Annotated in this window: 18 protein-coding genes; 14 read left to right on the forward strand and 4 right to left on the reverse strand. The window is 71.9% G+C overall.

Annotated features, from left to right (window positions below; all coding sequences use genetic code 11):
* Positions 1 to 38 precede the first annotated feature (38 nt).
* Complete coding sequence (locus ABZ911_RS06985; protein ID WP_358052760.1) at positions 39 to 1418, forward strand: tetratricopeptide repeat protein; 1380 nt, start codon at positions 39 to 41, stop codon at positions 1416 to 1418.
* On the opposite strand, the gene ABZ911_RS06990 is transcribed toward ABZ911_RS06985, so the two are convergent.
* The 3 genes from ABZ911_RS06990 to ABZ911_RS07000 form a co-directional block, all read right to left on the reverse strand.
* Positions 1374 to 2648 (reverse strand): cytochrome P450, encoded by a 1275-nt coding sequence (locus ABZ911_RS06990; RefSeq protein WP_358052762.1) that lies wholly within the window; start codon positions 2646 to 2648, stop codon positions 1374 to 1376. The genes ABZ911_RS06985 and ABZ911_RS06990 overlap by 45 nt on opposite strands.
* 83 nt (positions 2649 to 2731) lie before the next feature.
* Complete coding sequence (locus ABZ911_RS06995; protein WP_358052764.1) at positions 2732 to 6559, reverse strand: hypothetical protein; 3828 nt, start codon at positions 6557 to 6559, stop codon at positions 2732 to 2734.
* A 349-nt stretch (positions 6560 to 6908) separates the two neighbouring features.
* Complete coding sequence (locus ABZ911_RS07000; RefSeq protein ID WP_358052766.1) at positions 6909 to 8183, reverse strand: alpha/beta fold hydrolase; 1275 nt, start codon at positions 8181 to 8183, stop codon at positions 6909 to 6911.
* A gap of 59 nt (positions 8184 to 8242) precedes the next feature.
* On the opposite strand from ABZ911_RS07000, the gene ABZ911_RS07005 reads away from it, so the two are divergent.
* The 6 genes from ABZ911_RS07005 (at position 8243) to ABZ911_RS07030 (ending at position 13095) form a co-directional block, all read left to right on the forward strand.
* A complete protein-coding gene (locus ABZ911_RS07005) occupies positions 8243 to 8800 on the forward strand; it encodes a helix-turn-helix domain-containing protein (RefSeq protein ID WP_358052768.1) in 558 nt (185 codons plus the stop codon).
* 101 nt (positions 8801 to 8901) lie between these two features.
* Positions 8902 to 9510, forward strand: a complete 609-nt coding sequence (locus ABZ911_RS07010; protein WP_358052770.1) for a TetR/AcrR family transcriptional regulator — start codon at positions 8902 to 8904, stop codon at positions 9508 to 9510.
* A gap of 1 nt (position 9511) precedes the next feature.
* Positions 9512 to 11053, forward strand: coding sequence for an acyl-CoA dehydrogenase family protein (locus ABZ911_RS07015; RefSeq protein WP_358052772.1), 1542 nt, complete (start codon positions 9512 to 9514; stop codon positions 11051 to 11053).
* Positions 11046 to 11447, forward strand: coding sequence for an acyl-CoA thioesterase (locus ABZ911_RS07020; protein WP_358052774.1), 402 nt, complete (start codon positions 11046 to 11048; stop codon positions 11445 to 11447). Before ABZ911_RS07015 ends, ABZ911_RS07020 begins: the two co-directional genes overlap by 8 nt.
* On the forward strand, positions 11444 to 12229 hold the full coding sequence (locus tag ABZ911_RS07025) for a hypothetical protein (protein WP_358052776.1): 786 nt from the start codon (positions 11444 to 11446) through the stop codon (positions 12227 to 12229). The genes ABZ911_RS07020 and ABZ911_RS07025 overlap by 4 nt, the downstream gene beginning before the upstream one ends.
* The gene (locus ABZ911_RS07030) at positions 12226 to 13095 is read left to right on the forward strand and encodes an acyl-ACP desaturase (protein ID WP_358052777.1); all 870 of its coding nucleotides are present in this window, start codon (positions 12226 to 12228) and stop codon (positions 13093 to 13095) included. The genes ABZ911_RS07025 and ABZ911_RS07030 overlap by 4 nt, the downstream gene beginning before the upstream one ends.
* Here ABZ911_RS07030 and ABZ911_RS07035 read toward each other — a convergent pair.
* Complete coding sequence (locus tag ABZ911_RS07035; RefSeq protein ID WP_358052781.1) at positions 13067 to 13519, reverse strand: Lrp/AsnC family transcriptional regulator; 453 nt, start codon at positions 13517 to 13519, stop codon at positions 13067 to 13069. The genes ABZ911_RS07030 and ABZ911_RS07035 overlap by 29 nt on opposite strands.
* 100 nt (positions 13520 to 13619) lie before the next feature.
* Here ABZ911_RS07035 and ABZ911_RS07040 point away from each other — a divergent pair, with 100 nt between their 5' ends.
* The 7 genes from ABZ911_RS07040 to ABZ911_RS07070 all read left to right on the forward strand — a co-directional run bounded on the left by ABZ911_RS07040 (position 13620) and on the right by ABZ911_RS07070 (position 24186).
* Positions 13620 to 16997 (forward strand): indolepyruvate ferredoxin oxidoreductase family protein, encoded by a 3378-nt coding sequence (locus ABZ911_RS07040; protein ID WP_358052783.1) that lies wholly within the window; start codon positions 13620 to 13622, stop codon positions 16995 to 16997.
* A gap of 63 nt (positions 16998 to 17060) precedes the next feature.
* Positions 17061 to 17873 carry an SAM-dependent methyltransferase gene (locus ABZ911_RS07045; RefSeq protein ID WP_358052785.1) on the forward strand — a complete coding sequence of 271 codons (813 nt, stop codon included), beginning with the start codon at positions 17061 to 17063 and terminating at the stop codon, positions 17871 to 17873.
* A gap of 67 nt (positions 17874 to 17940) precedes the next feature.
* Positions 17941 to 18447, forward strand: coding sequence for a VOC family protein (locus tag ABZ911_RS07050; protein ID WP_358052786.1), 507 nt, complete (start codon positions 17941 to 17943; stop codon positions 18445 to 18447).
* 255 nt (positions 18448 to 18702) lie between these two features.
* The gene (locus ABZ911_RS07055) at positions 18703 to 20784 is read left to right on the forward strand and encodes a hypothetical protein (RefSeq protein ID WP_358052788.1); all 2082 of its coding nucleotides are present in this window, start codon (positions 18703 to 18705) and stop codon (positions 20782 to 20784) included.
* Positions 20785 to 20930: 146 nt separating this feature from the next.
* Positions 20931 to 22028 (forward strand): LLM class flavin-dependent oxidoreductase, encoded by a 1098-nt coding sequence (locus tag ABZ911_RS07060; protein WP_358052789.1) that lies wholly within the window; start codon positions 20931 to 20933, stop codon positions 22026 to 22028.
* A gap of 14 nt (positions 22029 to 22042) precedes the next feature.
* Positions 22043 to 22660 (forward strand): FMN reductase, encoded by a 618-nt coding sequence (locus ABZ911_RS07065; RefSeq protein ID WP_358052791.1) that lies wholly within the window; start codon positions 22043 to 22045, stop codon positions 22658 to 22660.
* Between the two features lie 134 nt (positions 22661 to 22794).
* Positions 22795 to 24186: an MBL fold metallo-hydrolase gene (locus ABZ911_RS07070; RefSeq protein WP_358052793.1), complete on the forward strand. Its 1392-nt coding sequence runs from the start codon at positions 22795 to 22797 to the stop codon at positions 24184 to 24186.
* Positions 24187 to 24227: the final 41 nt, after the last annotated feature.

Genomic DNA, 24227 nt, shown 5'->3' on the forward strand with positions numbered 1-24227 from the left:
GGCATACGAGACGGCTCGGCAGAAGGTACATCTGACCCATGCACACCGATGAGCACGGTCTGGAGGTCGGCTCCGCGAGCACGGCCGCCCTCCGCCACTACGACCAGGCGATCGACGATCTGCTGCACTTCAGGGCGGAGGTCGACGCCCAGGCCGAGGCGGCCCTCCGGGAGGATCCGTCCTTCCCCATGGGCCAGGTGCTGGCCGCCTACCTCGGCCTGCTGACCACCGAGCCCGACGACGCCAGACGGGCCCGCGAGCGTTTCGCCCGGTTCCGCGCGAGCGCCCCCGACCTGCTGCCCAGAGAGCGGGCGCACGTCGAGGCCGCCCAGCGGCTGCTCAACGGCGACTTCCTGGACGGCGGCGGGCTGCTCGGCCGGATCACCGAGGAGTACCCGCGCGACGCCCTGGCGCTGGCCGTCGGCCATCAGGTCGACTTCTTCACCGGCAACGCCCGATCGCTGCGGGACCGGATCGGCGGCGCGCTGACCGCCTGGCGCGAGGAGGACCGCCACTACGGCCATGTGCTGGGGATGTACGCCTTCGGCCTGGAGGAGTCCGGCCACTACGACCGATCCGAGGTGGTCGGGCTGCACGCGGTCGAGCTGAACCCCAAGGACGCGTGGGGTGTGCACGCCGTCGTGCACACCTACGAGATGCAGGGCCGCTTCACCGACGGCATCCGCTACATGGACGCCCGGATGCCCGACTGGTCCACGGGAACGTTCCTCAACGTGCACAACTGGTGGCACTACGCGCTCTACGCCATCGAGGCCGGGGACAACGCCAGGGCGCTGGAGGTCTACGACGCGGCGCTGGCCGACGGCGAGACCGCGATGGAGCTGCTCGACGCCGCCGCGCTGCTGTGGCGGCTGCTGCTGGAGGGCTCGGACCAGACCGAGCGCTGGCGGGCGCTCGCCGACGCGTGGCGCCCGCGCATGGGCGAGCCGTTCTACGCCTTCAACGACATGCACGCCGTCATGTCCTACCTCGGCGCGGGCCGGTCGGCCGAGGCCGAGAAGCTGGTGGCGAGCCGGGAGGCGTACGTGGCGGCGGGCACCTCGGCCACCAACCACGCGATGACCGCGCGCGTGGGCCTGCCGGTCTGCCGGGCCCTGATCGCGTACGGCAGGCAGGACTACGACACGGCGATCGACCTGCTCTACCCGATCAGGCACCGGATCAACGAGTTCGGCGGCAGCCACGCGCAGCGCGACGCCGTGCAGAAGACGCTGCTGGAGTCGGCGCTGCGGGCCGGGCGGCTCTCGCTGGCCCGGGTGCTGGTCAGCGAGCGCATCAACGTGCGGCCGTGCAGCCCGTACAACTGGCTGAAGCAGGCCGCGCTGGCGGAGAAGCTGGGCGACCGGGCGGCGTCAGCCGTCGCCGCCGACCGCGCCGCCCTGCTGCGGAAGGTCTGAGCCGGTCGTCCCGGCGAACTCGTAGCGGATCGGCAGGCGCTTCAGGCCGCCCACGAACGTGGTGGCCACCCACTCGGGCGCGCCGTCCGGCTCCACCGACGACAGCCTGGACAGCAGTTCGGTGAACAGCGCCCTGACCTCCATCCGGGCCAGGGCGGCGCCCAGGCAGTAGTGGGCGCCGAAGCCGAAGGCCAGATGCCGGTTGGGGTTGCGGCCGACGTCGAAGCGGAACGGGTCGTCGAAGACATCCTCGTCCCGGTTGGCCGACGGGTACGACAGCAGTACCGCGTCGCCCTCCCTGATCCGCACGCCGCGCAGGTCGTAGTCGGCGGTGGCGGTGCGCATGAACTCCTTGACCGGCGTCACCCAGCGGATCATCTCGTCCACGGCCAGCGGCATCAGCTCCGGCCGCGCGCGCAGGCGGGCGAGCTGGTCGGGGTGCGCCATGAGCGCGTGCAGGCCCCCGGCCACCGTGGAGCTGGTGGTGTCGTGGCCCGCGGTGGCGATGATCACGTAGTAGGAGGCGGTGTCCAGCTCGGACAGCCCCTCGGCGTTGGCGATCGTCGAGGCCAGGTCGTCGGTGGGCTCGCGGCGCCGCGACGCGGTCAGCTCCTGGAAGTAGGCGAAGAAGTCCAGCACGACGGCGAACTGCTCCTCGGGGGTGGCGCCGCGCCGCCGTTCCGGGTCGGAGCCGCCGAACAGCTCCTGGGTGAGCTGGAGCATGCGCGGGAAGTCGCTCTCCGGCAGGCCGAGCAGCGACAGGATCACGTACAGCGGGTAGTGCGAGGCGATGTCGGTGGCGAAGTCGCACGCGCCGCCGAAGTCGAGCATCCGGTCCACGTACCGCCTGGCCAGGGTGTCGATGCGCTCCTGCATCCGGCGCATGGCGGCGGGCTTGAACCAGTCGGCGGCGATCGCCCGCACCACGGCGTGGTCGGGGTCGTCCATGTGGATCAGTGTGCGCAGCGCGACGCCGCTGGCGGCCATCTGCTCCTCGGCCGCCGCCGCGACCAGCAGCGGCCGGGGCGCGTTGACGAAGAGCTGGTGCCTGCGCTCGATCTCCAGGACGTCGGCGTGCTTGGTGACGGCCCAGAAGGGGCGGTAGCCGGGGGCGTCGACCCAGTGCACCGGCGACTCGGCGCGAAGCATGGCGCACGCCTGGTGGAATCGCTTCTCGTCGGCGTACGCGGTGGGGTCGGCGAGCGCCAGTCCTGCCTCGTCGAGGTTCACGGGTGCCAGGTCCTCTCCGTCGATTCGATCATCAACCGCTTGGCCCATCATGGCGGATCCGGCCGCCCGCCGCTTGCCGTCGCTCACCCGCAGGAGCCCGGGTCGAGGGCGGAGACCTTCCAGTCCGCTCCGGGGAACGGCGACATGAAGTGGGTGAGGAGGTCGACGGCGTAACCGGGCACCTGGGCGCCCGCGTCCAGCAGCGAGATCGTCTGCGGCCCGTCGGCGCCGCGCAGCGTGATGGAGTCGCGGGCGCGCACCGGGACGTAGCCCGGTCTGGCGGCCACCGTCAGGCAGGCCAGCGGCACGTCCCCCGCCTTGATCGCCTGCTTCCCGCTGATCGGCCGCAGGCGCTGGTCGTAGCGGCGCAGTTCCAGCGACCGGGTGGGCCCGACGCGGACGCTCTGCCGGAACACGTCCGCGCCGACCTTCCTGCTCACCCGGATGTCGAGCCGCACGTCGGGGCGCAGGTCGACGCCGCGTGCCCGCAGGTCGATCCGGTCGTAGCCGCCCTCGAAGCCGGGGGTGAGGAAGCCGACCGCCTTGGGCGCGGCCAGGCCGAAGGGGACCCGGCCCGGCCGTACCCGAAGCCAGGACAGGCGGTGTACGGCCAGCGAGAGGTCCTCGATCCGGCTGCCGTCGAGCCCGAACTCACCGCCGAGCCGGTAGCCGAGCAGGCCCGCGGCGTGCGGCACCTCCTGGGCCGCCGACACCTTCTGCCGGGCGACCGGTTCCAGCGAGAGGCCCGCGTGCACCTCGATGCGGCGGGTGGGCACGGGCGTGGAGACCAGTTCGACGGACAGGTCGGGCCGGACCGTGGCGGTGGTGCGGGCGGCGAGGTCGGTGACGGCGAGGGAGGTGCCGAGCAGCTCGCCCCGCCGTGGCTTGTACACCTTCTCGATCAGCGCCCCCTCGACGGCGAGCAGCCCGTCCAGGGTGCTCGCGTTCGCCTGGTAGGCCAGGGCGGGCAGCCGCAGCCCGCTGCCCGCGCCGTCGGTGTCGATCCCGAACACCGAGGGCACGCCGGTGAACCTGAGCAGCCCGCTCCCCGCCCTGCCCGCCCCCTCGGGCAGCACGGTCACCGCCGCCTCCAGCCGCCGGACCGGCGTGGCGTTGCGCACCGTGATCCGCGTCTTCCTGCCGTAGTTGCCGTTGACCGCGACCGTGGCGGGCACGGGCGAGACGACGACCCGGCCGCGCACCCGGCCGTACCCGGGTGTGTCGGCCTCGGCCCGCACGTCCAGCGAGCCGATCGTGGCGGCGGGCTCGACCGTGTAGTTGGCGGTGACCGCGTGGGAGTCGCGCCCGTCCACGTCCCTGCCCTTCCCGGCGTCGAAGGGCCCGACCGTCAGGCTGGTGACGCGTTCGGGCAGGCCGGTGAGGGTGGCCCGCGCCCTGACGGGGACGGGGGCGAGCACCCGGCTGTCGAGGTACAGGCCGAGCTTGCGGCCCGCAGGGCGGTAGCCGGTGAAGGTGAAGGTCTTCTTGGCCGGGTCGATGGTGACCCGGTGCGGCAGGCCGGTCAGGTCGACGAAGCCCTTGACGCCGAAGCAGCCGCGGGCGGCCGTGCAGAACGGGCCGGTGGCCGGTGCGCAGCCGCGGCAGGGGGCGTCGACCAGGGTCAGGCCGCCGGGCAGGTGCGGCGTGTGCGCGATGGAGTCGAGCGCGGCGCCCTTGCCGAGCCAGAGCCTGGCCTTCAGGTCGAGCCGGGCGCCGCCGGAGTCGTAGGCGACCAGGCCGTCCTTGGCGGTGATGGTGACGCGTCCCGGCACGGGGCCGAGGGTGCCGAGGACGCCGTAGCGCAGGTCGCCCGCGAGCCTGAGGTCGGCGTCGAGCGCGACCCGCTGCCGGGCCGCCCGCACCTCAGCGGTGAAGCCGCCTCCGGCGGGGGTCAGCGCGGCCTCGCGCAGGCCGTCGATCCTGGCGCTGGCGTCGAAGTCGCCGCTCGCCGCGTCGTGGTGTACGGCCAGGTGCGGCCCCTTGGGCGCCTGGGCGCCCGGGTGGTTGGCGACGGCGATCCGGGCCGATGCGATCGGCCCCGACAACCCCCTGAAGCCGGGCGCTCCCCCGGCCCACGAGGCGTCGAAGCGGGCGGGCACGCCGGTGGCGACGGCGGCGGCGCGCAGGTCGCGGCCGTCGAGGCGGGTCCTGGCCGAGGCGGAGACGGAGTCGACCTCGCCGCCCGAGGTCCAGGCGAGGTGCTCGGCGGCGGCGTCCACGACGAGGGCGGCCCGTTCGCGGAGCCCTTCGACGTCGGCGCTCACCTGGTCGTCGCCCTTCGCGGCGCGCAGGTCGATCCGTTTCAGGCGGGAGCCGGCGGCCACCTCGACGGAGCTGCGGGTGCCGAGATTCCAGGAGGCTGCGACGGTGGAGCGCACGCCGTACAGGGTGCCCTGGATGATCGGGCCTTCCTTGAGGTCGGCGTAGGCGGCGCGCAGGCGGGAGATGGTTTCGGTGGCTCGGTAGGTGGCCGTGCGGGCGGCTGGGTCGAGGTCGGCGCTGAGGCGGGCCGGGGTGTTGGAGATCTCCAGTCTGGCCAGGTGGGTGCGGTCGATGGAGGCGGCGCCGAGGAAGGGGTGGCCGCCGGAGCCGAGGTTCAGCCGGACGCGGGGGGTCGCGCCGTACGTGACGTCGAATCCGGCCACTGCGGAGAGCCGTCCGGAGACGCCGAGCGCCGGGCCGTCCTTGATCATCGTGATGTGGTCGCCGGGGGGCGCGGAGATCGCGCCGCCGTTGCGCTGCAGGGTGATCTCGAAGGCGCCGATCGGGCCGCTGGCGGTGTGCGTGACGCGGTTGGCCGCCGGGTCGTTCTCCAGCCTGACGCGGGCGGGCAGGTCGTCGAGTCTCGCCTTCACCACGGTGCCTTCGGCGAAGTACAGCAGGTCGGCGGACTTGGCGCGCGGGGAGGCCGAGGTCATGGTGAGGGCCTGGGCGCCTCGTTCGGCCGTGTGGCGGGCGCGGAAGTCCCTCGGGAGGCCGCGGATGTCCAGGGCGGTGAGCCTGGCCAGCCGCCCGTCCTCGTAGACGTGGTCGCGGAAGGCGGCCGACGGGATCGGGCCGGGGCTGGTGAGATGGAGGTCGGTGACGCCGCCTCGCCTGGTCAGCTCGGCGGTCATCCGGGTGCGCAGGCCGTTCACCCGGACGTGGGTGAGCCTGCGGCGGTCGGTGACCAGCAGCGCGTCGAGCGCGGCCGGGCGGGAGGAGGTGACGGTGAGCCCGCTGCCCTGGCCGCCGAGCGCGGCGTGCGCGGTGAACCGCTCGGCGGCCGGGCTCTGGCGCAGGCTGAGCAGCGTGGTGCCGTCGAGGCCCGCGACGGTCGCGACGGCCGCCGCCGGGTCGGTCCGCTTCATGCTGACCGTGACGTCCTTGGTGGCCGGGTCGAGGGTGAAGACGCCCCAGTCGGTGCCGGACAGCGAGGAGCCGCGCCGGTAGCCGTCGAAGCCGACCGTCAGCTTCTTGCCGCCGGGCAGTTCGTACTCCGCCCAGATCTGCGCCTTCAGCGCGCCGCCGCGTGTCTCGCTGCCCGGCAGGCGCATGCTGGCCAGGCCCACCCCGACACCCTGCTCCTGCTTCCGGGGTACGAGGTCGGCCACCAGGTCGGGGGTGCCGTCGCCGGTCACGTCCGCCTGGACGGGCACGGCCAGCGGGCGGGCGGCCGAGCACGCGGCCGGTTGGGTGGCGCTCTCGGCGCACAGCCGGTAGGTGAGCGACGGCCCGTCCCCCACCAGGTTCTTCAGCTTGGCGGTCAGAGCCGCCGGGACGCGGGAGAGCACGAGCGGTTCCGCCTCGTCCGTGGCCGGCAGCAGCCCGCGAGGATCCGGTACGGCGTCGCCCGCCCCCAACGACCGCACCTTCGCCGCGGCCTCGGCGGCGACCGCACGGACCAGGCCGGGCCCCGCGGGAGTGGTCACCACAGGAGCCTCGGGCGCGGACAGCGGCCGCCGCGCCCGTACAAGGGCCAGGGAGGGCTCCCTGGCGACAGCGACCTCCCCGTTACGGGGGACCGCAACCGGCTTCACCTCCGGCACGGCCACCCCCGGCCGTCGCTCGGCCCACGCCGGTTCAGAGGCCGCCACCTGCGGGATCACGGCGATGGAGGAGAGGAGGAGAAGACAGGAGAGAACGTGGCGGTGACGCCGCGGCATGAGTGGGTTTCCCCCGGGGATCGGATCGAGTCGGCCCAGAATTACGAAAGGGCAAAGCCGACCACAGACCCCCACTTGCCGTCAAGGCATGATTTACAACCATTCAAGCGGTCAGTCACTCACTCCCGGGCCCCGGCGTCAGCCACTCCACGATGTCGGCGACGACGGCTGGGTCCACGTGCTGCGGGGGCTCGTACTCCGCAGGCGTGGATGGACCCGCGCCGGGAAAGAACAGGTGGTTGTCGGCGTCGTAGACGCGGATCGTGACATCCGGCCGGTGAGCGAGCCCGGCCTTCCACCCTGACAGATCGTCCGCCACGGTCACTTGATAGTCGCGGCCGCCCTGGAGGATGAACATCGGCTTGTCCAGCGCCGCCGCGGTCGCGACCGGGTCGTAGCCGCGCAGATCCAGCCAGTACGCCGCCGGCCAGCCGAACAGCAGCGCCTCGGTCGGCGTCGAGGGTGACAGGTCGGGACTGGCGACCATCGCAGCCTGCCGCGTGATCGTCTCGACGGCCGCCTCCACCGCCGGGCCGAGATCCAGCGAGGCGAGGTAACGGACGACGCGGACGGCGGCCTGGTGCATCGGCTGCGTATCCCCAGCCATGATCACCAAACCGGCGACGGACGCCTCGGCGGCCGCGACACGCGGCGCGACCCTACCACCCATGCTGTGGCCGAGAACGAAGACGCGGGCGGGGTCCACGCTCGGCTGCTGCCGGAGCAGTCGAACGGCGGCGACCGCGTGCGGCACGTACTCGTCGGCCATCGTGAAGTCGGCCGCGTTCGCCACCTGACCGCCGTGGGTGTGGGTCACCTTGTCGAACCGCAACACCGCGACACCGCGGCCGGCCAGCCCCCAGGCCAGGTCCTTGAGCGGTTTGTTGGCTCCGCTGGTGGCGTCGCGGTCGAAGGGCCCTCCCCCGCTGAGCAACACGACACCCGCTCGCGGGCCGGACCCATGCGGCAGGGTCACCGTGCCGGTCACAGCGAGAGGGCCGTCGCCAACCGTGACGTCGTGCTCATCGAACCTCGTCGGATCGGCGTACGGCGGCGGCGCCCAGGGCGCGGTGGCCGCGGCAAACCGCAGACCGTTCAGCATGCCGTCGTGGTCAACCTCCATCACCACGGTGAGTCCCGCGCGCTCGCAGGCCACCGGGACACTCACGCTGATCAGCCCCGCCTGGGCCTGCTCGCTCACCGGCTCCCCGATGGCGCGGACCGATCCGCGCTTGCCCATCTCGGCTGCCCAAGCGGCCCGCAGCCCCTCAGCGTTGACCAGCGCTCGCAACGGCGGCGCGAAGAGTCGTTCGATCTCGGCGAAGCGCCCCTTACATGCCATCTCGACAACCGCGACGGCGGTCGCTGCTGGGTCGGTTCCCATCGTCATCCCCATCCCCACCTTTCTCGTTATTTGAGAAAGGTAGCACGATGTGAGATCGTAAGGAGGTGAACACGTTCGAGCTTCTGGGGCACCCGGTACGGCTACGCGTGGTGCACGCGATGCGCGGAGGGCGGACGCTGACGACTTCCCAGTTGTGCGCTCGCATCCCCGACGTCTCGAAGGCCACCGTCTACCGGCACGTCGACCTGCTCGCCGCCGGGGGAATCCTGGAGGTGGCCGACGAGCAGCGAGTACGCGGCGCGGTGGAGCGCCGATACCGGCTGCGTCAGGACCGGGCGTCGATCGATCCCGACACGATCGAGTCGGCGTCACTCGACGACCACCGCCGCGCATTCGCCACGGCGACGGCCACCCTGCTCGCCGAGTTCAACGCCTACCTCGACCGGGACCACGCCGACCCGGCGGCAGACCTCGTCGGCTACCGGCAGCATGCCGTCTGGCTCAGCCGAGACGAACTCCTCGAGATGATCAGCGAACTGCGCAGCGCGATCGCGCCCCGGCTGGCGAACCCATCCACGCCCGACCGCGCGCAATACCTGCTCAGCCCGATCCTGTTCCCGACCGAGGAACCGTCCGCCGCCCCCGAGACCGGTTGTTTCTAGCTCAATCAGCCATATGTCGCGACTTTTCCTGGCAAGTGTTGTGGTGGGGTGCGAGGCGCAGAGCCTTGACCCAAGTGGCAAACCGTCATTCACTGCTTGACATGGTCTACCGCCGTACGGAGAAGACCGAGCTGCGTCTCGCCCAGGTGCGGGAGCGGCTGGTCTCCGCCGCGCTGGCGGTGACCGCCGAAGGCGGCTTCGAGGCCGCGACCATGTCGGCCGTGGCCGCGCGGGCGGGCCTGTCGGCCGGCGGCATCTACCGGCACTTCTCCTCCAAGGGCGAGCTGCTGACCGAGGTGTTCAGGCGCGCCTCGGGCCACGAACTCGACGTGCTGGCCCGCGTGGCGGCCGGCGATGGCCCGGCCGGGCGGCGGCTGGGCGCGGTGGTCGCCACCTTCGCCCGCAGGGCGCTGGAAGGGCGCCGCCTCGCCTACGCGCTCCTCGCCGAGCCCGTCGACCCCGCCGTCGACGTGGCCAGGCTGGAGTACCGCCGCCGCTACCGCGACCTGTTCGCCGACCTGATCGGCGAGGGGGTGGCGGCCGGCGAGCTGCCCGCCCAGGACCCCGCGCTGACCGGCGCCGCCATGGTCGGGGCGGTCGCCGAATGCCTGGTCGGCCCACTCGCCCCCGACCACGCCCGGAAGGACGACGAATCCCTGATCGCCGCGGTGACCGCGCTCGCGCTGAACATCTGCGGCCGAACGGAGTGACATGCGAGACCTGCCACCCCCGCGCTCGATGCCCGACACGATCGGGCTGAACCCCTTCACGGCCAGCCCCTTCCTGCCGGGAATCCTCAAGGAGCACCTCGACGACGAGACCGCCCGCTGGGCCGCCGAGCACTGCACGGCCATGGGCGAGCTGGTCGCCGGTCCGCTCGACGAGCTGGCCGCCACCGCCGACCGGCACGGCCCCGTCCTGCACCCCTACGACAAGCGCGGCGACCGCGTCGACCGCGTGGAGTTCCATCCGGCGTGGGACGAGGTGGTGGACATCGCCTACCGGCGCTTCGGCATCGCCGCCATGTCGCACCGCGGCGGCGTACTCGGCCTGCCCGGCCGCGCGCCCGAAGTGGCCAAGCAGGCGCTGTTCTTCCTGCTGGCGCACGCCGACCGCAACGTGGTGACCGGCCTGACCATGACCGACGTGCTGGCCAGGACGCTCCGGCTCTACTCCCCCGAACTGGCCGAGCGCTACCTGCCCAGGCTCACCACCACCGACGGCACCGGCTGGCAGGCGGCGATGTTCCTCACCGAGAAGGCCGGCGGCTCGGACGTGGGCGCCAACGAGGTCGAGGCCCGCCGGGACGGGGACGGCTGGCGCGTCCACGGCGACAAGTGGTTCTGCTCCAACTGCCAGGCGGACGTGATCCTCACCCTGGCCCGCCCCGAGGGCGCGGGCCCCGGCACCGACGGCCTCGGCCTCTTCCTGGTACGGCGCAGCCTCGACGACGGCACCCGCAACGCCTACGTGATCAACCGCCTGAAGGACAAGCTCGGCACCAGGGGCCTGGCCTCCGGCGAGGTGACCTTCCAGGGCGCCCACGCCGAGCTGGTCGGCGGCCCCGGCGTCGGCTTCCGGCAGATGACCGAGATGCTGAACCAGACCAGGGTGGCCAACGCGATCGTCGCCGCCGCCCTGGTGCACCGCTCCCACCTGGAGGCCCGCGAGCACGCCGAGGGCCGGGCGGCCTTCGGGCGCAGGCTCGCCGACCAGCCGCTGATGCGCGAGGTGCTGGGCGAGCTGGCCCAGGAGGCCGAGTCGTGCACCCGGCTGGCCTTCCACACGGCGGTGCTGCTGCAGCGGGCCGACGCGGGCGACGCCACGGCCGGGGCGCTGCTGCGCACGCTGACGCCGCTGGTGAAGTACCACACGGCCAGGCGGGCGCAGTGGGCGTGCCACGAGGCGATGGAGGTGCGCGGCGGCAACGGCTACATCGAGGACTGGCCGAACGCCAGGATGGTGCGGGACGCGCACCTGCTGTCGATCTGGGAGGGCAGCGGGAACATCATGCTGCTCGACTTCGCGCGGGCGCTGCGCCGTACCAGGTCGGGGCCCGCTCTGGTGGCGGCGCTCACCGAGCTCGCGCCCGGTATGGCCGGACGGGCCGAGGCGTGGGGGCGCGAGCTGGCGGCCTGGGAGGAGCTCGGGGTCGAGGAGGCGCAGTACGCGTTGCGCGCGCTCGGCGAAGGGTATGTCCGGCTGCTGTCGGACGCGCTCACCTCCGGCGACCGGGAGGCCGCCCGTGGGTGACTTCAGCGTCCCGATCACCGTCAGGTTCGACGACACCGACGGGCAGGGGCACCTCAACTCGGCCGTCTACCACTCCTACGCCGAGCATGCCCGCTGGTGCCACCTGCGTTCCACCGGGACGCTGCCGGAGGAGCTGCGGGCCACCGGGGTGGGGCCGGTGTTCCTGGAGTCCACGATCAGGTTCCGCAGGGAGATCAGGGCCGGGGAGACCGTGCACGTCAGCGTCGTCTACGACTGGCCCGACAGCGCGGGCAAGACATTCGTGATCAGGCAGGAGTTCGTCGTGGACGGGACCGTCGCGGCCGAGCTGGACAGCGTGTGCGGCCTGCTCGACCTGGCCACCCGGCGGCTCGTCCCGGACCCGCGGGTCAGACTGTTCGGAGGTGTGTCATGAGCGGGATCCTCGACTTCGACGAGCTGTTCCACCGGCACGAGCGGGTGCGCTGGTCTCCGGCGCGCGACCTGCCGCCGTTCTCCGCCATCGACCGGTCGAAGATCGACGAGGAGATGGTGGACGGGCTGGTGGTGCTGGCCAGGACCGAGTTCTCGTCGATCCCGGCCATCCTCGACCTGCTGCGCATCTTCCGGCACGACGCCGACCTGACCGCCTGGCTGTCGATCTGGTTCGCCGAGGAGGTGCGTCACCACCTGCTGCTGCGCCAGTGGGCCGAGGCGGCCGGGCGCGACCCTGAGGGCATGGTGCCCGAGCTGATCAGGCCCGAGCTGGGCGATCCGCCGCCGGTGGCGACGCTGGCGGTGAACGTGCTGGGCGAGGTGCGCACCTGCCGCCTGTACGGGGCGATGGGGGCGGCCTGCGAGGAGCCGGTGCTCGCCGCGCTGCTGAAGAAGATCGCGGGGGACGAGGGCAGGCACGCGCAGGGGTTCGCGCACTACGCGCGCAAGCTCACCGCGGCCGACCCGGACACCACGATCCCGGTGCTGCTGCGGGTCGGGCAGGTGTGGTGCGATCCCGACGGCGGCCTGGCCGACGCCAACCCGGCGGCGGAGAACTACCAGGAGGGCGAGACCGCGGCGGCCATGTCGGAGCTGCACCGGCGCTGGGTGGACCCCGAGCGGGAGGCGCGGGCGGTCTGCTCGCTGTTCGGCGACATCGCGGGCCTGCCGATCGCCACCCCCGCCGACTTCGTGACGCTCAGGAAGAGGGTGCGGGCATGATCGACTTCGCGCCGCTGGAGAAGCGGCTGACCGAACTGCTGGAACGGCACGACCAGTCCCGCCAGCCCTGGACCTACGACGACCTGATCGAGCGCATGGAGCGACGCCGCCTGGAGAAGCTGTCGCGGGCGATCGGCGACGGCCCCGCCGACCTGGCCGCCATCCAGGCCGCCTGGGCCTCCGGCGCCGGCCCGCTGCACCCCGACCACGCCAAGGCGCTGGAGACCGCGTACCTGGGCGAGACCAACCTGCCGTGGTACACCGAGAACCTGTACGCCCACCTCAGCCGGGGCCATCCCGTCCTCGGCGACTTCTTCCGCCGCTGGGTGGCCGAGGAGGACCAGCACGGCCGCGCCTTCGAGATCTACCTGCTGATGGACCGGGCCGTGCCCCCGGCGGCCATGCTGGAGGCCAAGACCGCGATGCTGCGCGAGGGCAGGGCCGCCCCCGCCACCGACCCGTTCGACATCATGGTCTACACCTCCATCCAGGAGCTGTCGACGCGTGTCTTCTACGCCCGCCTGGCCCGGGTGGTGGCCGACCCGATCCTGGCCGACCTGCTGCGCCGGGTCCAGGCCGACGAGTCGCTGCACCTGGCCTTCTACCGGGAGGCCGTCAAGGTGGCACTGCAGCAGGACCCGTCGCTGGCCGAGGCGGTGCACCGGGGGTTCATGGGCTTTCGCGAGCCGGTGACCGTGCTGCCCGACTACGAGGAGCGCAAGGGGCTCATCTGGGACAACGGGCTCAGCAACCTGCACGTGTTCCGGGCCGAGGTCGTCGAGCCGCTGCTGCGCTACTGGGGGCTCGACGACGGCCGGGCGCTGGCCCGCTGGTCGGTCACAGAGGCAGGCCACCGCCCGGCTTGAGGGCCTTCATCGCGATCTGGGAGGTGAGTTTGTCCAGGCCGGGCAGGCGGCCGAGACGGTCCAGGCAGAGCTGGCCATAGGCGTCCATGTCGGCCACCGCGACCCGCAGCACATAGTCGGGGCGGCCGAACATGCGCAGGCACTCGATGACGTCGTCGACCTCCATGACGGCGGCCTCGAAGGCGGTGACCGTCTCGGCGTCCTGCCCTTCGAGCTCGACGTAGGCGAGCACCTGGAAGCCCCGCCCGACCGCCGCGGGGTCGACGACCGCGCGGTAGCCGCTGATCACTCCGCTCTCCTCCAGGTTGCGCACCCGGCGGAGACAAGGGGACGGCGTGAGCCTGACCCGCTCGGCCAGTTCCTGGTTGCTCAGCCTGCCCTCCGACTGCAGCTGGCGAAGAATTGCGCGATCCGTAGCATCCATGACGTTGAATGCTAACGCGGCTGGAAACCCCCACAAAGGTTGACATCGGATTCCGCGATGTCTGACATAACCTTGCCCCAGCCGAGAGACAGGAAAGATCATGACGCAGGTGTTTCTCACCGGCACCAAGGCCCTGGTCAGGGTGATTGTCGAGCAGATGGAGGCCGACCAGCGAGCCGGCCTGGACACCGGCGCCCTGGTCTCCGGCTACCCAGGCTCGCCGCTGGGCGGCTTCGACCAGGAGCTGGCCCGCTCGCGAGCCGAGGTCGAGCCGCTCGGCATCGTGCACCGCCCCGGCCAGAACGAGGAGCTGGGCGCCACCTCGGTGTGGGGCAGCCAGCTCGCGCCGTCGCTGCCGAAGGCCACCAAGGCGGGCGTCCTCGGCGTCTGGTACGGCAAGGCCCCAGGCGTCGACCGCGCGGCCGACGCCTTCAGGCACGGCAACTTCGTCGGCGCCCACCCCCAGGGCGGCCTGATCGCGCTGTGCGGCGACGACCCGACGTGCAAGTCCTCCACGCTGCCCTCGGCGACCGAGAGCACGCTGGCCTCGCTCGGCATGCCCGTCGTCCACCCCGGCTCGGTACAGGAGCTCCTCGACCTGGGCAGGCACGCGATCGCCGCGTCCCGGGCGAGCGGCCTGTGGGTGGCGATCAAGGCGGTCTCGAACGTGGTCGACGCCACCGCCACCGTGACCCTCGGGGAGAGGGCCGCGCCGGTGATGCCGGTCGTGGAGTGGGAGGGCAGGCCGTACCGGCACGTGCCGAGCGCGTCGCTGCTCACGCCGTGGTCGCTGGACATGGAGCGCACCCTGGTCGGGCCGCGCCTGGAGCTGGCCCGCGCCTACGCCCGGGAGAACGGCCTCAACCGGATCACCGCCGACCCGCCCGGCGCCGCGCTCGGCGTCGTCGCCTCCGGCACCGCCTACCACGACGTGCGCGAGGCGTTCCGCAAGCTCGGCGTGACGCCCGAGGAGGCGGGGGTCCGGCTGCTCAAGATCGGCATGGTGTGGCCGCTCGACCCGGAGATCGTCCGCGCGTTCGCGCGCGGTCTGGGCGAGATCCTCGTGGTCGAGGAGAAGGGCCCGATGCTGGAGACCCTGATCAAGGACGTCCTCTACGGCACCGCCGACGCCCCCGCGGTCCTCGGCAAGGGCGAGGGCCTCATCCCCCGCCACGGCGGCCTCGACGCCGACCTGGTGGCCAGGGCGATCGCCCCCCGGCTGCGCCACCTCACGCCCGACTCCGACCTCGGTAACCGCGTGCAGCGGGGCCTGAAGGTGATCAACCGGCCGGGGCCGCTGAAGCTGCTCGGACCCTCGCGCACCCCGTTCTTCTGCTCCGGCTGCCCGCACAACCGTTCCACCGCCGTTCCCGAGGGCGCCGTGGTCGGGGCGGGGATCGGCTGCCACACGATGGTGGTGCTCAACCCCGAGGGCAAGGGCGAGCTGGCCGGGCTGACCCAGATGGGCGGCGAGGGCGCGCAGTGGATCGGCCAGGCGCCGTTCACCGACACCGCGCACATCTTCCAGAACCTCGGCGACGGCACCTTCCACCACTCCGGCTCGCTGGCGGTCAGGGCGGCGGTGGGCGCGGGCGTCAACATCACGTACAAGCTGCTCTACAACAGCGCCATCGCGATGACCGGCGGCCAGACCATCACGCCCGCGCTGTCGGTCGCCGAGCTGACCCGCTGGCTGCAGGCCGAGGGCGTGGCCCGGGTGATCGTCACCACCGACGAGCCCCGCCGCTACCGAGGCGTACGGCTGGCGCCGATCGCCTCCGTCCGCGACCGCACCGACCTGGACACCGCCCAGCGGGAGCTGGCCGCGATCAAGGGCGTCACCGTGCTGGTGCACGACCAGCAGTGCGCGGCGGAGAAGCGGCGGCTCCGCAAGAAGGGCGACCTGCCGGACCCCGCCAAGCGGGTGGTGATCAACCAGCGGGTGTGCGAGGGGTGCGGGGACTGCGGTCAGGTGTCGGAGTGCCTGTCGGTGCTGCCGGTGGAGACCGAGTTCGGCCGCAAGACCGAGATCCACCAGTCGTCGTGCAACAAGGACTACTCCTGCCTGGAGGGCGACTGCCCGTCCTTCCTCACCGTCGAACCGGGCGAGCGGACCGGCAAGCGCGCCGCCGTGTCGCCTCCCGAGGGCCTGCCCCTGCCCGTGCGGCGGGCGGAGGCGACGATCCGGCTGGTCGGGATCGGCGGCACCGGGGTGGTGTCGGTGGCGCAGATTCTCGGCAAGGCCGCCCTGCTGGACGGCAGGCGGTCCCGAGGGCTCGATCAGACGGGGCTGGCGCAGAAGGGCGGGACGGTCGTCTCCGACATCCGGGTGTTCGACGGGGAGGAGGACCTGCCGGGTCAGGCCACGGCCGCGTCCGTGGACGCCTTCCTGGCGCTCGACCTGATCGGCGCGAGCGAGCCCAAGCACCTGAACGCCGCCGACCCGGACCGGACCGTCGCCGTCGTCTCCACCACGCTGGTGCCGACCGGCGCCATGGTGGTGGACCCGTCGCGGCACGTCACCGACCTCGACGCGCAGATCGCGGCCCTGGAGGCGCGCACGCTGGCCGCGGAGAACGTCTACCTGGACGCCGAGCAGGTGTCGCTGGCCCTGTTCGGCGACCACATGCCGGCCAACACCATCATGGTGGGCGCGGCCTGGCAGCGCGGGCTCATCCCGATCGGCCTGGAGGCGATGGAGAAGGCGCTCGGCTCGGACAAGGCGGTGGCCGCCTTCCACTGGGGCCGGGCCGTGGTCGCCGCCCCCGAGGCGGTGTCCCGGGCGGTCGGCGAGTCCGTCGTCACTCCCGCCGAGCTGTCGGCCCAGGTGCGCCGTCTGATCGAGTCCGTCGGCGCGCCCGAGGGCGGCGAGCTGGACCGGCTGCTGCGGGTACGGGTGCCCGACCTGGCCGCCTACCAGAACCTGCGCTACGCCGCCCGCTACGCCGACGCGGTCAAGGCCGTGCACTCCCGGGCGCCCGGCCCGGTCGCCGAGGCGTACGCCCACCACCTGCACCGGCTGATGTCCTACAAGGACGAGTACGAGGTGGCCCGCCTGCACCTGGACCCGGCCGAGCGGGCCAGGATCGCCGCCGAGTTCGGGCCCGGCGCGAAGATCACCTACAACCTGCACCCGCCGGTCCTGCGCGCCCTCGGCATGAAGCGCAAGCTCCGCCTCGGCCCCTGGTTCGACCCGGCCTTCCGCCTGCTGTACGGCATGCGCCCGCTGCGCGGCACCCGCCTCGACCTCTTCGGTCTGGGCGAGGTCCGCAGGGTGGAGCGCTCGCTGCCCGCCGAGTACACCCGCGACCTGCGCCGCGCCCTGGAGTCCGGCTCCCCCGAGCTGGCCCTCGAGGTCGCCGAACTCCCGGACCTGATCCGCGGCTACGAGCACATCAAGCTCCGCAACGTCACCGCCTACCGCGACCGCGCCGCCGCCCTGCTCGCCAAACTGGGAACGGAGCTGCCCGCCAAGTAGCCTTGATCGTCGTGCTCTCCTAGGCTGCGAGGTAAACGATCGACAGCCTGGAGAGTCCCGACCATGAGCACCCCCTCCGACTTCGACCCCGCCGAAGCCCTCGCGAAGATCAACACGAAGGTCCCGCATCCCGCGAGGGTCTGGGACTACTGGCTCGGCGGCAAGGACCACTTCGCCGCCGACCGGGAGGCCGGCGAGCACCTGCTGGCCGCGATGCCGAGCTGGGTCGAGGTCGCCAGGGCGGACCGCGAGTTCCTCGCCCGCGCCGTCCGATACCTGGTGGAGGAGGCGGGGATCCGGCAGTTCCTGGACATCGGCACCGGCATCCCTACCGCGAACAACACCCACGAGGTCGCCCAGTCGATCGCGCCGGAGAGCCGCATCGTCTATGTCGACAACGACCCGATCGTGCTGGTGCACGCCCGCGCCCTGCTGACCAGCACGCCGGAGGGCGCCACCGCCTACATCGACGCCGACCTGCGCGAGCCCGAGGGCATCCTGGAGCGCGCGAGGCTCACCCTGGACTTCGACCGCCCGATCGCCATCACGCTGCTGGCGATCATGGAGTTCATCATCGACGACGGCGAGGCCCAGGCGATCCTCAAGCGACTCATGGACGCGGTGCCCTCGGGCAGCTACCTGGCGATCGCGCAGCCGGTGCACAGCGAGGCGATCGACGAGGCGGCCCAGCGCTGGAACGACAGCGGCGGCACGACGGTCAGCGGCCGTCACCCCGAGCAGATCGCCGCCTTCTTCGCCGGCCTGGACCTGGTGGAGCCGGGCGTGGTGGCGCTGCCGAGGTGGCGTCCCGACGCCGCGACCAGCTACACCGACCGCGACATCCCCAGCTTCTGCGGCGTGGCCCGCAAGCCCTGAGCCGCCGGTCCGAGAGCCCGAGAGCTAGAATATCGTTCTAGTCATTCCCTCTCGAAAGGAGCCGCGCGTGGAGCTGGAACTGGACGGGCTCGAGGTGCGCTTCGACCACACCGCGGTCGCCGCGCCCCGCATCAGGGACCTGCTGCCGATCTACCAGGACCTGCTCGGGGGCGTCTACCTGGGCGGTGGTGACAACACCGCGAGCGGCTACCGGACCATGCAGCTCGAGTACGCCAACGGCAGCAAGATCGAGCTGATGGAGCCGTTGGCTGGGTCGTCCTTCTTCGACAGCTTCTTCGAGCTCACCCGGGGCCGGGGCGGCGTCCACCACCTGAACTTCCACGTCGGCGACATCCACGCCGCCGTGGCCAGGCTGGAGGCGCGCGGCTACCGCATGTTCGGCCTGAACCTCGCCGACCCGCGCTGGCGCGAGGTGTTCATGCACCCAAAGGAGGCGCACGGCGTGCTGATCCAGCTCGCCCAGCCGGGCCCGCGCGACGACCTGCCCCGCCCGTCCCTGGAGGAGGTCCTCGCCGGCCGGGGCTTCCGCGGCGACGGGACGCCCAGCCCCTGACGATCAGCGTCCAGCAGGTAGCGCTCGCCTAATTTCGCCACTTTTGTTGGCAACTAAAACGCTTGTCCCAGAAGTCATGTGACATGTAAATACTGTGTGTCGGTCTTACCTGTCACATCGAAGGGGTCAACTTTGGCTCGCAGCCGCACCCTCGCTTTAGCAGCCGGCGCGCTGTTCCTCCCATTCTTAACGGTGTTATCCGCTTCACCCTCCACGGCGGCGACGACCGCCGCCCCTGCGGCTCCGCCCAGCGACATGCGCGAGGCTCCCGACAAGGACCTCCCGCTGGACGGCAAGCGGGTCGACACGCCCGAGAAGTACGAGCCGAAGTCCGGCGCCAAGGCCAGGGCCGCGGGGACGACCCCGCCGGTGGGCACCGTACGGCAGTGGCTCGCGCGTGACGACGCCCAGGGCACGCTCTACCGCAAGAACTACACGCTGCGCGGCGTGGGGGCCAAGATCGAGGTCTGGGTCGCCAACGACCTGGCCTTCCCGGCCGGCGACTGCCGCCTGCAGATCCCCACGACGACCGAGGTCACCGACGCCCAGGTGGCCTCGCTGGTCAGCGAGTTCGACACGAACATGTTCCCGAAGGAGACGGCGGCCTTCAGCACGCCGCCCGACCGGGACGGCAGCAACTCCACGGTCCCGCCGGACGCCAACGGCAACGGCGGCGTCTACACCGGCGACGGCGACAAGACGGTCGCCCTGATCGACAACGTCAGGGACGACAACTTCTACGACTTCCCCGCCGCCTCGACCTACATCGCGGGCTTCTTCTCCTCCCAGCTCAACGAGCTCTTCGACCGCAACGTGATGACGATCGACGCCTTCGACTGGGCGCATCGCACCGGGGCGAACCCGCCGAACGAGCCGACCTCCGACCCGTGCACCAGCAGGCCGGCCCGCCCGCGCGCCTACGAGGGCACCTTCGCCCACGAGTGGCAGCACCTGCTGCAGTACTACACCGACCCGAACGAGACGGTCTGGCTGAACGAGGGCCTGTCCGACCTGGCGCAGAGCCTGGTGGGCTACGCGGACGGCACCAGGACCGTGTTCGACCCGGGCTCCGACGGCCACCTGTCCTGCTTCCAGGGCTTCGCCACGGTGCAGACGCCGCACAACCCGAACCCGCGCGACTGCGGCGGCCCCGAGAACTCGCTGAACCTGTGGGGCGAGGGCGACCCGGCCGAGGTGCTGGCCGACTACGGCCACGCCTTCTCGCTCATGCTGTTCCTCTACGACAGGTACGGCGCGGACTTCATCTCCACCCTGCACAAGGACGGCGCGCACCAGGGGCTGGCCAGCCTCGACGCCGCGCTGGAGGCCAAGGGTGTGACCGACATGTACAAGGTCCTGCACGACCACCAGTCGATGGTCCTGCTGGACAAGATCGTCGGTGAGCAGTACGGGATCATGTTGGGCGTGCCGAAGAGCCGGGTGACCACCCCGAGCCTGCGCTCCACGGTCAACCTGGCCAACCCCGACTCCCACGACAACCCCGGCACGGCGCCGAACGGCGCGGACTACGTGGCGCTGCAGAAGGCGGGCGGCCAGGCGCTCAAGGGCCACGAGCTGCGCTCGCTGAGCTTCGAGGGCTCCAAGACGCTGCCGCCGATCCCGCTGGCCTGGACGGTCGTCTCCGACGACCCGGACCGGGCGGGCAACCCGGTGCTGTTCTCCGGCAACGTCGACAACCTCAACGTCGGGGCCGTCACCAAGGTCACCGTGCCGGCCGCCGACCCGACGCTGCGCTTCCTGGCGAAGTACGGCGCCGAGGCCGGATACGACTACGGCTACGTCATCGTCTCCACCGACGGCGGCGCCACCTACACCACCGTCGCCGGTGACCGGACGGTCGCCGGCCCGCTCGGCCCGGCCCTGAACGGCACCACGACGGGCTTCGAGCCGCACTCCTTCGACCTGTCCGCCTACGCGGGCAAGGAGGTGCTGCTCGGCTTCCAGTACGTCAGCGACGGCGGCGTCAGCGAGGGCGGCCTGAAGGTCGACGACATCACGGTCGGCGGCACGGCGGTCAGCGATGGCTCCAGCCTCGACCCGTTCGACTCCCCCACGGAGGTCAAGCCGGTCTCGGTCGCCAACTGGAACCTGCGGCTGATCGGCATCGACGAGAAGCACAAGACCGCCTGGCAGTTCGAGCTGAACGGCAAGAACAGCGTGCAGCTCAACCGCATCCAGCTCGCCCTGCTCAGCGCGTTCCCGAAGGTCGTCGCCGTGGTGGCCTACGACGATCCGACCGAGCGGGTCACGCAGTACGCCCCGTACACCCTGAAGGTGAACGGCGTCCTGCAGCCGGGCGGCGCCAACCCCGCCTGACCGGCCCCGCCTGAAGGGCACCCGCCACCCGGCGGGTGCCCTTTCCTTCTTGACAACACGGCTTCGCCCGCCGTTCGGCGTGCGGGAATACCTGTGTACGCCCGCGCGCTTAGGTGGTTGAATCTTAAACAAGGAGGAGGTGCGCGATGCAGTTCGGAATCTTCACCGTGGGCGACGTCACCACGGACCCCACCACCGGCAGGACCCCGAGCGAGCACGAGCGGATCAAGGCGATGGTGGCCATCGCGCTCAAGGCCGAAGAGGTCGGGCTCGACGTCTTCGCGACCGGCGAGCACCACAACCCGCCCTTCGTGCCGTCGTCGCCGACCACGATGCTCGGCCACATCGCCGCGAAGACCGAGCGGATCATCCTGTCCACCTCCACCACGCTCATCACCACCAACGACCCGGTGAAGATCGCCGAGGACTACGCGATGCTGCAGCACCTGGCCGACGGCCGGGTGGACCTGATGATGGGCCGCGGCAACACCGGCCCGGTCTACCCGTGGTTCGGGCAGGACATCCGCCAGGGCATCCCGCTGGCCATCGAGAACTACGCGCTGCTGCGCGAGCTGTGGACCAAGGACGTCGTCGACTGGCAGGGCCGCTTCCGTACGCCGCTGCAGGGGTTCACCTCGACGCCCAGGCCGCTGGACGGGGTGCCGCCCTTCGTGTGGCACGGCTCCATCCGCAGCCCGGAGATCGCCGAGCAGGCCGCCTACTACGGCGACGGGTTCTTCGCCAACAACATCTTCTGGCCGAGAGACCACTTCGTCCGCCTGATCGAGCTGTACCGCACGCGCTTCGCCCACTACGGGCACGGCACGCCGGAACAGGCCGTCGTCGGGCTCGGCGGCCAGGTGTTCATGCGCAGGAACTCCCAGGACGCGGTCCGCGAGTTCCGCCCCTACTTCGACAACGCGCCCGTGTACGGCCACGGCCCGTCGCTGGAGGAGTTCACGAAGGAGACCCCGCTGACCGTGGGCAGCCCGCAGGAGGTCATCGACAAGACGCTGACCTTCCGCGAGTCCTTCGGCGACTACCAGCGCCAGCTCTTCCTGATGGACCACGCCGGTCTGCCGCTGAAGACGGTGCTGGAGCAGCTCGACCTGCTCGGCGAGGAGGTCGTGCCCGTGCTGCGCAGGGAGTTCGCCGCCGGGCGGCCGAGCCAGGTGCCCGCGGGCCCCACACACGCGGCGCTGGTCGCCCGCCGTACCGCCGAAGAGTCGTCGGCGCTCGCCTGAAGGGGAGGAAGCAGATGAAGACCAGGAAGCTCGTGGCCGTCTCCGCGGGGCTGAGCCGGCCTTCCTCGACGCGGCTGCTGGCCGACCGGCTCGCCGAGTCGGCCAGGCGGCGGCTGGCGGCGGAGGGTCCGGTGGAGGTGCGCGTGGTGGAGCTGCGCGACCTGGCCGGCGACATCGCCAACGCCATGGTGACGGGGTTCCCGGGCGGCGCGCTGCGCGAGGCGATCGAGGCGGTGACGGGGGCCGACGGCCTCATCGCGGTCACCCCGATCTTCACCGCGTCCTACAGCGGGCTGTTCAAGTCGTTCTTCGATGTGATCGACAACACCGCGCTCGCGGGCAGGCCGGTCCTGATCGGCGCGACCGGCGGCACGGCCCGGCACTCGCTGGCGCTGGATCACGCGCTGCGCCCGATGTTCGGCTACCTGCGCGCGATCGTCGTACCCACCGGCGTGTACGCCGCGTCGGAGGACTGGGGATCGGGCGGCGACGCCACCACCGAGGGCCTGTCGGCGCGGATCGACCAGGCGGCGGGCGAGCTGGCCGCCCTGGTGTCGGGCAGTCCCGTCAGGGCCGAGCCCGCCGAAGCGGTCGTCCCCTTCGAGCAGCAACTGGCTGCCCTGCGCCCCTGAGATGACGAACCCCCATGACACATCATGGGGGTTTGTCTGTTTTACATACCAGGGGGGGTATGCTCACCTGCAGAAGCGTTCCACGACCTTCCTATACCCCCCGGGGTTTATTACGGAAAGTGAGCTACGTAACGATGAGCGACAGCCGTATCGACGTCCATGTCATCGCGACCTCGTCGCTGGGTGACCGCAGCTACCTGGCCACCGACGGCCGGGTGGCGGTCGTGGTCGACCCGCAGCGGGACGTGGATCGGGTCCTCGCCCTCGCCGGGAGGCTCGGCGTGCGCGTCACCCACGTGGTCGAGACGCACGTGCACAACGACTACGTCTCCGGCGGGCTGGACCTGGCCAGGCTGACCGGCGCGCGGTACGGCCTCGCGGGCTCGGACGGGGCGCCCTTCGACCACCTGCCGCTGGCCGACGGCGACGTCCTCGAAGTCTCGCCCGCCCTGCGGCTGCGCGTGCTGGCCACCCCGGGCCACACCTTCACCCACCTGTCCTACGCGCTGGAGGGCGACGGCGGCGTGCAGGGGGTGTTCACCGGCGGGTCGCTGCTGTTCGGCACGACCGGCCGCACCGACCTGCTCGGCCACGAGCACGCCGACACGCTCGCCCGCGAGCAGCACGCCTCGGTGCGCAAGCTCGCCGACCTGCTGCCCGGCGGCGCGGCCATCTGGCCGACGCACGGGTTCGGCAGTTTCTGCTCGGCCACCCAGGCCTCCGGCGACGGCTCGACCGTGGACCGGGAGCGCCGGATCAACCCGGCCCTGCGTCTGGCCGAGGACGAGTTCGTCACCCAGACCCTGGCCGGGCTCGACGCCTACCCCGCCTACTACGCCCACATGGGTGCAGCCAACCTGGCCGGGCCCGCCCCCGTGGACCTGCGCCCGCCCGCCACGATCGACGCCGAGGGCCTGCGCGCCCGGCTGGAGGCCGGCGAGTGGGTCGTCGACCTGCGGCACCGCACCGCGTACGTCGCCGCCCACCTGGCCGGGACGGTCAGCTTCGGCCTGGACGGGCCGATGGCCACCTGGCTCGGCTGGCTGATCGACTGGGGCGCGCCGCTGACGCTGATCGGCGAGACGCCCGAGCAGGTCGCCGACGCCCGGCGCGAACTGGTCCGCATCGGCGTCGACCGCATCGACGCCGCCGCGACCGGCACCCCCGAGCAGCTCGCCGCCCACCCCGGCCTGATCCGCTCCCTGCCCGCCGTCACCTTCGCCGACCTGGCCGGCGCGCTGGCCGGGACGGTACCCGCCGGGCTGCCCGCCCCCGACGTGGTCCTGGACGTACGGCTGCGCAACGAGTGGAACGCCGCCCACATCGAGGGCGCCGTGCACGTGCCGCTGCCCGAGCTCGTCAGCCGGATGGAGGAGATCCCCGCGGGGACGATCTGGGTGCACTGCGGCAGCGGCTACCGCGCCACCGCCGCGGCCTCCCTGCTGACCAGGGCCGGGCGCACGGTCGTCCTCGTCGACGACGCGTTCGCCTCGGCCGCCTCCTCCGGCGTCCCAATGGCCGCCTGAACCCCGTCCCTCCTCCGACCCCTCGTCCGACTCAGAAGGAT

This window comes from Nonomuraea sp. NPDC046570 (genome assembly GCF_040645915.1).
Lineage (GTDB): Bacteria > Actinomycetota > Actinomycetes > Streptosporangiales > Streptosporangiaceae > Nonomuraea.